General features: G+C 38.9%; 9 protein-coding genes. 4 read left to right on the top strand and 5 right to left on the bottom strand.

Features of this window, described 5'->3' with window-relative positions:
• The first annotated feature begins 330 nt into the window (after positions 1-330).
• Complete coding sequence (locus G9371_RS16340; protein WP_000058244.1) at positions 331-549, top strand: DUF1653 domain-containing protein; 219 nt, start codon at positions 331-333, stop codon at positions 547-549.
• Between the two features lie 36 nt (positions 550-585).
• Positions 586-1,173 (top strand): O-methyltransferase, encoded by a 588-nt coding sequence (locus tag G9371_RS16335; protein ID WP_001133993.1) that lies wholly within the window; start codon positions 586-588, stop codon positions 1,171-1,173.
• A 65-nt stretch (positions 1,174-1,238) separates the two neighbouring features.
• Here G9371_RS16335 and G9371_RS16330 read toward each other — a convergent pair whose 3' ends face one another.
• Entirely contained in the window at positions 1,239-1,454 is a 216-nt protein-coding gene (locus tag G9371_RS16330; protein WP_000024050.1) for a KTSC domain-containing protein, read from the bottom strand.
• Positions 1,455-1,646: 192 nt separating this feature from the next.
• Positions 1,647-2,210: an alkyl hydroperoxide reductase subunit C gene (gene ahpC / locus G9371_RS16325; protein ID WP_000052794.1), complete on the bottom strand. Its 564-nt coding sequence runs from the start codon at positions 2,208-2,210 to the stop codon at positions 1,647-1,649.
• A gap of 352 nt (positions 2,211-2,562) precedes the next feature.
• Between ahpC and hrpA the strand changes: the two genes are divergently transcribed.
• Together hrpA and G9371_RS16315 are read left to right on the top strand one after the other, a co-directional pair.
• Entirely contained in the window at positions 2,563-6,420 is a 3,858-nt protein-coding gene (gene hrpA / locus G9371_RS16320) for an ATP-dependent RNA helicase HrpA (RefSeq protein WP_029424265.1), read from the top strand.
• Positions 6,421-6,514: 94 nt separating this feature from the next.
• Positions 6,515-7,621, top strand: a complete 1,107-nt coding sequence (locus tag G9371_RS16315) for a beta-ketoacyl-ACP synthase III (RefSeq protein WP_000512836.1) — start codon at positions 6,515-6,517, stop codon at positions 7,619-7,621.
• Positions 7,622-7,720: 99 nt separating this feature from the next.
• Here the strand turns inward: G9371_RS16315 and G9371_RS16310 are convergent, their stop codons facing one another.
• The 3 genes from G9371_RS16310 to benE all read right to left on the bottom strand — a co-directional run bounded on the left by G9371_RS16310 (position 7,721) and on the right by benE (position 12,048).
• Complete coding sequence (locus G9371_RS16310) at positions 7,721-8,983, bottom strand: OprD family outer membrane porin (protein ID WP_029424264.1); 1,263 nt, start codon at positions 8,981-8,983, stop codon at positions 7,721-7,723.
• A gap of 44 nt (positions 8,984-9,027) precedes the next feature.
• Entirely contained in the window at positions 9,028-10,386 is a 1,359-nt protein-coding gene (locus G9371_RS16305; protein ID WP_029424263.1) for an aromatic acid/H+ symport family MFS transporter, read from the bottom strand.
• A gap of 468 nt (positions 10,387-10,854) precedes the next feature.
• The gene (gene benE, locus G9371_RS16300) at positions 10,855-12,048 is read right to left on the bottom strand and encodes a benzoate/H(+) symporter BenE (RefSeq protein WP_029424262.1); all 1,194 of its coding nucleotides are present in this window, start codon (positions 12,046-12,048) and stop codon (positions 10,855-10,857) included.
• Positions 12,049-12,052: the final 4 nt, after the last annotated feature.

Below are 12,052 nucleotides of genomic sequence, written 5' to 3'. Positions count from 1 at the left end.
TAATTCGATTGGACTTTCTAAACGTTCTAGGTAAGCTTTTAATTGAGTTTTAATGTTTTGATCTAACATCTGTTTTTTACTCCAATGCATCCAAATTCTTTCAATAGATGCATAGTACGTTAAAACAATGAATAGGTAAAACAGTATGTTTTTATGAATTTAATCGTTTTTTTGAATGTTGGTTTGCAACAACGCGTAAGTTAAGAAAGTGCAAAAGAGCATCTTAATTTCATTTTTAGTTTTGCAGTATTTTAAAGTGAAAGTGTTTGAAAATTTATATATGTTATATGGCTGTAAAGATTTTATGTCATAACATTAAAAGGTACTTTCATGTCATTGCAACGCGGCATTTATCAGCATTATAAAGGTAATCTCTATCAAGTTTTTTCTGTAGCAAAACACAGTGAAACTGAAGAGGAATTGGTCGTTTATCAATGTTTATATGGTGATTATTCAACTTGGGTTCGACCACTTGATATGTTTACTGAAACCGTGCAAATGAGTGATGGTAGCATCGTACCGCGTTTTAAATTAATACAAAGTACTTAAATAAAATGGCTGTCATATAAAGAAGGAGTAAAATAGATGCCAAATACTATTTTCTTACAAAGAGTTGCTGATTTATATGACACCTTTAAACAGCATGACTCACAGCAATCCGATCGTCTACAAAGATATCGTAATATAGAAGTAGAATCTGCTCAGCTAATTTCCCAGCTTATTCGTATGCAGCAAGCCAAGTCTATTTTGGAAATTGGCACTTCAACAGGCTATTCAACTTTGTGGCTTGCCGAAGCTGCCCAAGCGACTGGTGGGCAAGTCATTACAGTTGAAATTGATGCAAAGCGAAGTGCAGAGGCAAAACGTCATGTAGCTGAGTTAGAGCTCAGTGAGATTGTTCAATTTTGGGTAGGAGATGCAGCCGATTACTTAAAAGCAGCTCAGGAAAAATTTGATTTTATTTTGTTAGATGCTGAACGCGATGCATATGAAAATTATTGGCCAGATTTAAAACGCCTAATGAAGCCTAAAGGTGGGGTTTTAGTCGTTGATAATGTGATATCCCATGCGGCAGAAGTAAATCGATTTATAGCCTTAATTAAAAAAGATCCAGATTACATGAGTAGCATTTTGCCTGTCGGCGCAGGTTTGTGTTTAGTGGTCACAAAATAGTTATGCTGAAATAATTTTTCATATTCCAGTTGGGGCCTGTTTTCGAACAGGCCTTTTTTATAATTTTATGAGGCAATCACCAAAGAGAGTCGGGTAAAGTGCAAATTAAATTCTAAGTATTTGTGTACAAAAGCGGCTTTATCGGTTGAACGTAATAAGTTGTCATAAACAAACTCAGGAACAGGATGATAAAGATCTCCTGAGCCATCGCTATAAAAGATTTTTAAATGACGCGATGTCGCATTGTATTTCCATGAAGTGACGACCGCTGTATTCGCCATAAATGTACCCCTTTATTTCATATCAAACATACTCAAAAATTAACCAGTTGTTTATTTGACATTACTCAATGTTTAGGTAACGGGGAAGGGCAGAATTGTAAAAGTATCAGTAGAAAATGTGATGTGCTTATTCAAAACAAAAGAACCATCCGATAAAGGATGGTTCTTTAGGTTTTTAAAATCTAAGAGAGATTAGATTTTACCAACTAGGTCGATAGATGGAGCAAGAGTTGCTTCGCCTTCTTTCCATTTAGCTGGGCAAACTTCACCTGGGTGAGAGTGTACGTATTGAGCAGCTTTTACTTTACGAAGAAGTTCAGATGCGTCACGACCGATACCGCCAGCGTTGATTTCAACGATTTGGATTTTACCTTCTGGATCGATAACGAAAGTACCACGGTCAGCTAAACCTTCAGACTCGATTAAAACGTCAAAGTTTTTAGAAAGAGTCCAAGTTGGATCGCCGATTAATGGGTATTGGATTTTCTTGATCGCGTCTGAAGTGTCGTGCCAAGCTTTGTGAGTGAAGTGAGTGTCAGTAGAAACACCGTAGATTTCCACGCCTAATTTTTGGAATTCAGCGTAGTTATCAGCTAAGTCTTCAAGCTCAGTAGGACATACGAAAGTGAAGTCAGCAGGATAGAAGAATACAACAGACCACTTACCTTTAAGGTTAGTTTCGTTCACTTCGATGAATTGGCCGTTGTGGTAAGCAGTTGCTTGGAAAGGTTTAACTTCAGTATTAATCAAGCTCATCATTGTCTCCATGATTGAGGTTTATATTTAAACTTGTTTACGAGATGTAGAATAAATAAAAATTCTTTATTGGGGAAATAGTATTTTTACATGACTAAAATCGGAAAATTGAATAAGTATGAAATTTTCGATTTTTAAGTCCCCAAATACTGTATTCGATTTGACTGCAAAAACATGTAAATCAAATGACAGTTATAGTAAAAGAAACTTGCCTAACAACATGAAGCTTACATACTAAAAATTCAAGGGTGAAATGTAAAAAAATTAAAAATATATAAAAAACCAATTGTTTTACCTTATGGTCATTAAGGCGTAAAATAGAGGATTGTTGAATTTTCAGGAAAATTTATCTGTGCTGAATGGTTTAAATATAGATCAATGGGTGATGGCGAGAGATCGTTACCGTTTAAATCGTTTACGTAAAGATAAAAAAGCCAATACTGCAGAGATTGAAAAATTATTTGAACAGTCTAATGCAAAAGTTAGACAGCGTTTTGAACGTTTACCAAAAATCAAATTAAATCAGGATCTTCCTGTAACCCAATATGCTGACCGTTTAATAGAAGCGATTCAAAAGCATCAGGTCATTATTGTGGCTGGTGAAACAGGCTCAGGGAAAACTACTCAGCTCCCTCAAATTGCAATGTTAGCAGGGCGTGGCTTGACTGGTATGATTGGTCATACCCAGCCACGTCGTTTAGCTGCACGTAGTGTGTCGCAGCGTATTGCAGAAGAAGTCGGCGAAAAACTTGGCGAGTCAATTGGTTTTAAAATCCGTTTTAATGAACAAGGCTCGCAAGATTCGATTGTCCGGTTAATGACCGACGGTATTTTGCTTGCCGAGTTAGGCAATGACCGCTTCTTGTCTAAATATGACACGATCATTATTGATGAAGCGCATGAGCGCTCACTCAATATCGATTTTATTATGGGTTATTTAAAGCAGTTACTGCCAAAACGCCCAGATTTAAAAGTCATCGTGACTTCGGCAACTTTAGATGTAAATCGTTTTAGTAACTACTTTAATAATGCACCAATTTTTGAAGTAGAAGGGCGTAGTTATCCGGTTGAAGTGCGTTATCGCCCAATTTCAGAAATGAATATTGGTGGTAGTGATGACGACGAGTTCGATGACTTTGAAGAAAACCTGCCGCGTGCAGTCGTACAAGCTGTAGAGGAATGCTTTGCTGATGCCGAAGAAAAAGGCCATCCAGAACATGCAGATATTCTGATTTTCTCAAGTACAGAGCAAGAAATTCGAGAATTGCAGGAAACCTTACAAAAGTACGGGCCGAGACATACCGAAATTTTACCTTTGTATGCACGCTTAGCCGTTTCTGAGCAACAAAAGATTTTTAGCCCAAGTGGAAAGGGCCGCCGTATTATTATTGCGACGAACGTTGCAGAAACTGCACTGACTGTTCCTAATATTCGCTACGTGATTGATAGCGGCTTTGCACGTATATCTCGTTATAACTACCGTTCACGCGTGCAACGCTTACCGATTGAGGCAATTTCACAAGCTGCAGCAAATCAACGTAAAGGGCGTTGTGGTCGTGTTGCTCCAGGTGTGTGTATTCGTTTATATAGCGAAGAAGACTTTTTAAGTCGTCCTGAGTTTACCGAACCTGAAATTAAGCGAACCAACTTGGCATCGGTTATTCTGCAAATGCAGAGCTTAGGTTTAGGTGAGCTGGAAAACTTTGATTTCATTGAGCCGCCAGATTTCCGTCTAGTCAATGATGGTCGTAAGTTGCTCATTGAGTTAGGTGCGCTGAACGAGAAGAAAAATGAACTGACCAAAGTCGGCCAAATGATGGCACGTATGCCGATTGATCCAAGACTCGCACGTATGATTGTGGGTGGGGCTCATTTTGGTGTACTCAAAGAAATTTTGGTGGTGGTCAGTGCACTTGCAGTTCAAGACCCGCGTGAACGTCCAGCAGATAAACAGATGCAAGCTGATCAAAAGCACGCACTATTCAAAGAGGCAGATTCAGATTTTCTGTTTTATTTAAAACTTTGGGATACTTTAAATCCTAAAGGTGAAGCAGGAATGTCGGAAAACAAGCGTCGTCAATTTGCTAAGCAGCATTTCTTAAGCTGGTTACGGTTACGTGAATGGAAACAGACACACCAGCAGCTAGTTGAGCTGGCCGAAGGCTTAAAACTTAGTTTTAATGAAAAGCCTGCAAATTATGAAAATTTGCACCGTGCGTTACTAACAGGTTTATTATCTTTTATTGCTAATAAAACTGATGAACGTAATACCTTTATGGCAGTGCGTCAGCAAAAGGCTAAAGTTTTTCCTGCGAGTACGTTGCATAAAACCAATACTGCGTGGGTGATGGCTTTTGAGATGGTGGAAACCTCTCAAGTCTATTTACGTACATTAGCAAAAATTGATCCTGAATGGATTTTGCTTGCTGCACGCGACTTATTGAAATATCACTATTTCGAGCCGCATTGGTCTAAAAAAGCCGGTATCGTAAATGCTTATGCACAAATTTCATTGTTTGGTTTAATTATTGAACCGAAGCGTTTGGTTAATTTTGAGAAAGTTGATCAACCTGCTGCACATGAGATTTTCTTACGTGATGCATTAACCACAGGAAATCTGGGGACAGTTCCACCATTTTTAAAACACAACTTGCTTAAACTTGAAGAAGTAGAGCGAGTTGAAGATAAATTACGTCGCCGCGATTTGGTGGTCGATGAAGAAACGATTTATCAGTTCTATGCGTCGAAAATTCCTGAAGAAATTGCGAGTCGTCGTAGTTTTGAAGACTGGCGTGCAACTGTAGAAGCAAAAAATCCGCGTTATTTATATGTAGAAGATGATGCGCTTTGGCTCAATGACCGTCCGACCACGCAGCAATTCCCTGATCATTTACATAATGGTCAGTTACGTTTGGCAACTACTTATCGCTTTGACCCAAGTCATGATGAAGATGGCGCAACGGTCCAAATTCCGGTACAGGCATTGCCTCAGGTAGATGAAAATATTTGGTCGTGGGGGATTCCAGGCTGGCGTTTAGATCTCATTGAAGCCTTATTGAAAGCCTTACCAAAAGATAAACGTCGTAACCTCGTACCAATTCCAGATACGGCGCATAAGCTCATGCAAGGTATTGATGCTGTACATTTGCGACAACATATCTTTAGCTATCTGGCGTTTGCTTTACGTGGTGAGCAGATTACGGAAAAAGATTTTTCATTTGAACGCATAGATCCGTATTTGGTGCCTTTTATTAAGGTGATTGATGAAAAAGGTAAATTGATCGCCAAAGGCCGTGACTTGGCTGAGTTGAAGGCTCGTTGTCGCGTAGAAACGCATCGTCCGGTGAAACAGCAAAAAGGTGAATTTAAAACCTTCCCTGAAAACTTTACCTTTGAAGCTTCACAGAAGGTGACAGGTGTTGTTGTTAAACAATATCAAGCTTTAGTGCCAACTAAAACTTTTGCCGAACTTGAGGCGAAAGATGAGTCCGGCGTGGTTATACAAACATTTAACGATCAGGCAGAGGCGATTAAACAGCATCGAGAAGGTATTATTCGTCTGGTCCATATGCAACTTGGCGATTTGGTTCGCCAGTTGAAAAAGCAGATTTCAAAACCGCTTGCGTTGGCTTATTCACCTTTAGGCGATAAAGCTAAACTTGAGCAAATGCTGGTATACGCGACTTTACAAATGGCAATTACGACTTTGCCAATCAATGCTGGTGAATTTAATCAACTGCTAGAACAGGTCAAAAAACAATTTTTGAGCTATGGGCAGCAAGCACTTGAGCAATTAAGTGATATTTATATTCAGTGGCAACAAATCCGTCGTCAACTTTTAGTACTTGATCCAAACGTGTTTGGGCGCAGTATTGATGATATTGAAGACCAGTTAGATTTAATGTCACTTGGCAATTTTGTCTATTGTCAGCCAGTTGATCTTTGGCAGGAATATCCACGTTATTTAAAAGCGCTGCTATTGCGTTTAGATCGATTGCCAAATAATCTACAGCGAGATCATGCTGCTATTGACGATGTCGATCCATGGATGGACAAGGTATTTAAGTTCAAAAATGATCCAAGAATCAAAGAATTGTATTTGATGCTGGAAGAATTACGTATTTCTTTATTTTCTCAGCCGATGAAAACCAAGATGCCTATTTCGCCAACTCGACTACAAAAGTTATGGGATCGTTTGGGAATCAGTTAAAATAGATCGGGGTCTGTTTATGTTGTTTTTAGCTGGCAACGCAATTTATAAATGAAAGATTAACAGACCCTATTCATTTTTTTAGGAGTTTTACATGGGCATTCGTATCACAGGTACTGGGCTATTTCACCCAACAGAAATCATTTCTAATGAAGAACTGGCCGACAGTTTAAATGCTTATGTGGAACAATATAACCAAGAGAATGCAGAGAAAATTGCAGCAGGCGAACTAGAAGAATTACGTGGTTCAAGTGCTGAATTTATTGAAAAAGCTTCTGGTATTAAGCGCCGTTACGTGATTGAAAAATCGGGTATTCTTGATCCAACACGTTTACGTCCGCGTTTGTCTGAACGTTCAAATGATGAACTTTCAATTCAAGCAGAGTGGGGCGTTATTGCTGCAAAACAGGCAATGGAAAATGCAGGTGTAACTGCTGAAGATATCGATGTTGTAATTTTGGCTTGTTCAAACATGCAACGTGCTTATCCGGCTGTGGCAATTGAAATCCAGTCGGCACTTGGTATTCAAGGTTATGCTTACGACATGAACGTTGCGTGTTCAGCTGCTACTTTTGGTTTGAAACAAGCGGCAGATGCAATTCGTTCAGGTGCTCGCCGTGTTTTATTAGTGAATGTTGAGATTACATCTGGTCACTTAGACTACCGTAACCGTGATTGTCACTTCATTTTTGGTGATGTTGCGACCGCTTCTATTATTGAAGAAACCACTACTAAAACTGGTTTTGAAATTTTAGATATTCATTTATTTACTCAATTCTCAAATAACATTCGCAATAACTTTGGTTTCTTAAACCGTAGCGAAGATGCAGTGGTTGACGACAAGTTATTCCGTCAAGATGGCCGCAAAGTATTTAAAGATGTTTGTCCGTTGGTGGCAAAAATCATTAATGCACAGTTGGAAAAAATGCAGTTAACTGCAAACGATATTAAGCGTTTCTGGTTACACCAAGCCAATGCCAACATGAATGAATTAATCTTGAAATATGTGGCAGGTAAAGATGCAGATCTAAGCCGTGCACCCATTATTCTAGATGAGTTCGCCAATACTTCTTCAGCAGGTGTAATTATTGCTTTACACCGTACAGGCCACGAAGTAGATGATGGTGAATATGGCGTGATTTCATCTTTCGGTGCTGGTTATTCAGTAGGTTCGATTGTTGTACAAAAGCATGTTGCTTAAGTACTAGATTAATTAAAAACGCTCGTAAGAGCGTTTTTTTATGGCACAAAAATAATAAAGCGAGCCAAAATTAGCCCGCTTCATTTGAATCAAAAATGATTAAAACTTTTTAGTGTAGTTTACAAACAAGCGATCTTCACCAAAGTCATTGCCATGTTTTACGCTGTAATCAATTCGAATATATTGCAGGGCAAAGCCTTTTAACAATGGCTGCTGAAACGCATAGTTTAAAATCACATTCGACTCAGTTTCTTGGTTTTTCTCGCCATTTGCTGCTTTAAAGTCATGACCGTAAACATATTTCACCATTGCATTTAGGCCAGGCACATAGTCTTTAAAGTCGTAGCCGTACATCACATGATAAGACCTTTCGTCTTCTTTAAAGAAGCCAGTGGCATTCCAGTTAATGAAATAGGTTTCTGGTAAAAAACCATCCGGTAATGGATAAGCCGACTCACCAATAATTTGCTGGTACCCCAAACCAAAGGTATGATTTTTCACTTTAAGTGTCTCTAATACCCCAATGTTTTGCGCATCGATATCAAAAGTATTGCCATCATCTTTTGCATTGAAGTATTTAAACTTAGAGGTGAGGGCAAAATTAGGTTGTTTCCAATTATGCTCAAGTCCTACATAGTGTTTATTGTAGAGGTCTTCTAAATTACCAAAGTAATATTCACCCTTGAGTGTCGGCGTAAATTGATAGCGCAGGTCAATATAATTTAAGCCATCAGATTCTTTGGTCATTCCATTTGCCGTGAATGAAAACTTTTTAAAGTCCTCTTCATTGCGTGGCGACACTTTTTCAACTCGACCAATTTCGGCATAAAGCTGATCTGAAAGTTGCGATTTAAGGTTGGCTCCCCAATAAGAGGCAAGCAATTGTCGGCTGGCATCCACAGCCGTTACTGGTAAGTCTAACCAGAGTTCACCGACACTTAAAAGGGTTTTGTCGTAGCCTAGTTTTAAAGTTGCGCCGTATTTTAAAAAGTCAGATGCTTGAGATTGCGTTTCCTTATTAAAAGGTAAGACCGTGTCCGCAACATGTTTGTCTGAACTCAAGCGCACGGCGTATTGAACGGAAGCATCGGCACCAATGGTAATAGGCTTGTCTGCTATGATTAACGGAGTATCATGCATTTTCGATTTATAAAATAATGAGGCTGCCTGAGACCAACTGCCAATGTCTTTGAGTGCATCATTATCAAAATTACGGTTGATATAGGCATTTTTTAGCGTGAACTTCCATTCATCTTCGCTTTGTTGAGTGGTGTCTGCTGCCCATAAACTTGAGCTAGTTAATAAACCGAATAATGTGGTTATTGCTAAATTACATGGTTTAAAACGGTGTACGAATTCCATAATCCATTTCCAAAAAGATGCGCCAGTCCTCGGCACATTTATGTTTACTGCTGGGTAAGCGTGTTTTGAGGGTTAAAAGTTGATGGAGTTTGTGCAGCAACAGAGGCTTTTAGATTGACCATAAATATTGCAAGTGCAGCAATCACACCCGGAATTGCAATCGCCAAGAAATTCATTTGGTGAGGAAGCTCAAATGAAAGCAAAGCACCTGTTAAAACTGGTCCAATAATCGCGCCTATACGGCCAATTCCCGATGCCCAGCCCATGCCAGTTGAACGAAGTGCGGTTGGATAGAACTGCGCAACAAAAGTGTAGAGTAAGATTTGTGAACCAATTGTGGCAGCACCGGCAATCGCAATCAGGCTATATAAAATAAATTGTGGACTATTAATGCCAAGCAGAATTAAAGCTGCTGATCCCACAATAAACATAATGGTAATGACAGATTTTAAATGAAATCTGTCTGCTAAAGCACCGCCACCAATTGCACCGACCATGCCGCCAATATTAAGTGCAAAGAGGAACAACATGCTCGCACCTAACGAATAGCCCGCTTGCAGCATGAGTTTAGGCAACCAGCTTCCTAAGGCATACACCATGAGTAAGCACATAAAGAAAGCAATCCAGAACATAAACGTGCTGAAGGTACGGCCTTGTTGGAAAAGCGCACGGACAGGTGCATCTGTTGTTGTACTTTCATTTAACACCAGTTGAGTATTGGCATTGACTTGAGTTTGAGGCGCAATTTTACTCACTATATTTTTTGCCTGTTCGCTATGATTAGATTTCACTAAAAAGGCGAGAGACTCTGGTAAAAATTTCCAAATGAGCGGGAGCAGTAACAAGGGAATACCAGCAATTAAAAACATGATTTGCCAGCCCATATCTTTTACGAGCCATGCACCGAGTAGCGCAGATGTCATGCCACCAATTGCATAGCCACTAAACATAATTGCGACCAATGTACTGCGGATTTTTTTAGGTGCATATTCGGTCATAAGTGCCACAACGTTTGGCATAACGCCACCAATCCCAAGACCTGCAATAAAGCGCAAAATAGCAAACTCAGTTGGTCCTTTGGCAAAGGCACCTATAAAGGTAAATCCGCTAAATAAGGTGACACAAATCAGGATGGTTTTTTTACGTCCAAGTTTGTCTGAAAGTGTGCCGAAAATCATGGCACCAAACATCATGCCGAATAGAGCGGCACTGGCGAGTAAACCAGCTTCAACAGCAGTTAACGACCATTGCTGCATTAACAGAGGAAGAGCAACCCCATAAATAACTAAATCATATCCATCAAAAATAATAATAAGTAAGCACCAGATTAAAACTTTCCAATGAAAAGATGTAAAACGGGCTTTATCAATTAACTCATTAATATTAACCTTGCTTGTGTCCATTTTCTTCACCTCCAATTTGTGAAGCATCGCGTTATTTTTTAATAAACTATTTTGTTATTGGAATAGAGTCAAAAACCTAATTGATATATCTTTATGTCTTTAAGGTATTGTATTTTTATTAAAATAAGTTATTGAAAAATATGGTTTATTTTAATAATTTTGGTTGTTGCTTTTGTTATGTTTAAAATAGGGTTAAATATTGTATTGTGAGAATTTTAAGGATTTTATAGATATCTTTTTTATAGATTTTATTGCTGAGAATCACAGCTAGAAATATAGCTAAATTTATATTAGGAATTAAAGTGGAAATAAATAAAAAATATTAAAGTCAATTATTTTAGAAGCTCATCTTAAAAATGAAATTTAATTTATATTAAATAAAAATTGCCAAATCAGGGATAGCGAATTATTTATATCCTGATTTGGCGTTTGAAGCTTTATTTTAGTGGTGGGAGCTTAGATAAAAAATTAATTTGTGGCTGGAGTTGAGCGTGGGGTAAGAATGAAATGGGCGATTACACCAATACAAATACCCCAAAACACTGAGCTTAATCCAAGAAAATGCATACCTGATGCGCTAGCTAAAAAGGTAATAAGTGCAGCATCACGTTGACCATCATTTTTCATGGCAACAGAAATATTGGTAGCAATTGCACCAAGCAAAGCTAAACCTGCCAGTGCTGCCACCAACTCTTTAGGAAGTAAGCTAAATAGCATGACAATACTGCCAGCAAATAAGCCTCCTAAAATATAAAAAATTCCGTTGGCGATTCCTGCGATATAGCGTTTTTCTTTCAGTTCATGTGCATCTTTGCCCATACATAAAGCAGCGGTAATTGATGCAAGCACAATGGTAATACCGCCAACACAGGCAACGGCTAAAGAGGCAATACTGGTGACAGTAATAATGGGTTTGGCTGGTGTGTCATAACCGCTGAGTTTCATAATCGCCATACCCGGTAAAAATTGGCCAGTTAGACTGACTAAAATAAGAGGAACAGCGAGATTCAGTGTTGAGTTCCATGTCCATTCCAGGCTAATCCACTGCGGGATCGCTAAACTAAAACTCACATCAACCGGATTCATTTTGCCCAAAATGAGGCTTAATAAAACTCCGGCAGCTAACACCCAAATCATGGTGTAGCGAGGCATTAAACGTTTGGCAACTAAAAAGACAATGAGCATACTAAAGACAATCAAAGGCATGCTATCAGATGCGGTAAATAGGCTAATACCAAACTGAAAAAGAATACCTGCCATCATGCCCGCAGCAACGTCTTGCGGAATCCACTTCAGTAATTTGTCGAAGTAACCTGTAATGCCAATTAAGAAAATAACGATGGCAGAAGTAATATAGGCGGCTACTGCTTCATTCAATGAGATGTTTGGAAATAGGGTAACTAACAGGGCAGTGCCTGGTGCAGACCACGCGGTAATCACAGGAGTTTTATATTTAATCGAAAGATAAATACCTGAAACGGCAGCGCCGATTGAAATTCCCCAAATCCATGACACCATCATATCTGTGGACACATGAGCACGCTGAGCAGCTTGGAAAAAAATAATCAGTGGGCCTGAGTAAGAAATTAAAACTGCAAGAAAGCCCGCAACTGTTGCTGATATAGACCAGTCATTTTTTAATGTCTTGAACAGGGTTGCCATGTCT

Source organism: Acinetobacter sp. EKM10A (assembly GCF_011075215.1).
Lineage (GTDB): Bacteria > Pseudomonadota > Gammaproteobacteria > Pseudomonadales > Moraxellaceae > Acinetobacter > Acinetobacter baumannii.
The sequence above is the reverse complement of the archived record's forward strand: the minus strand, read 5'-3'. Positions and strand labels throughout refer to the sequence as shown.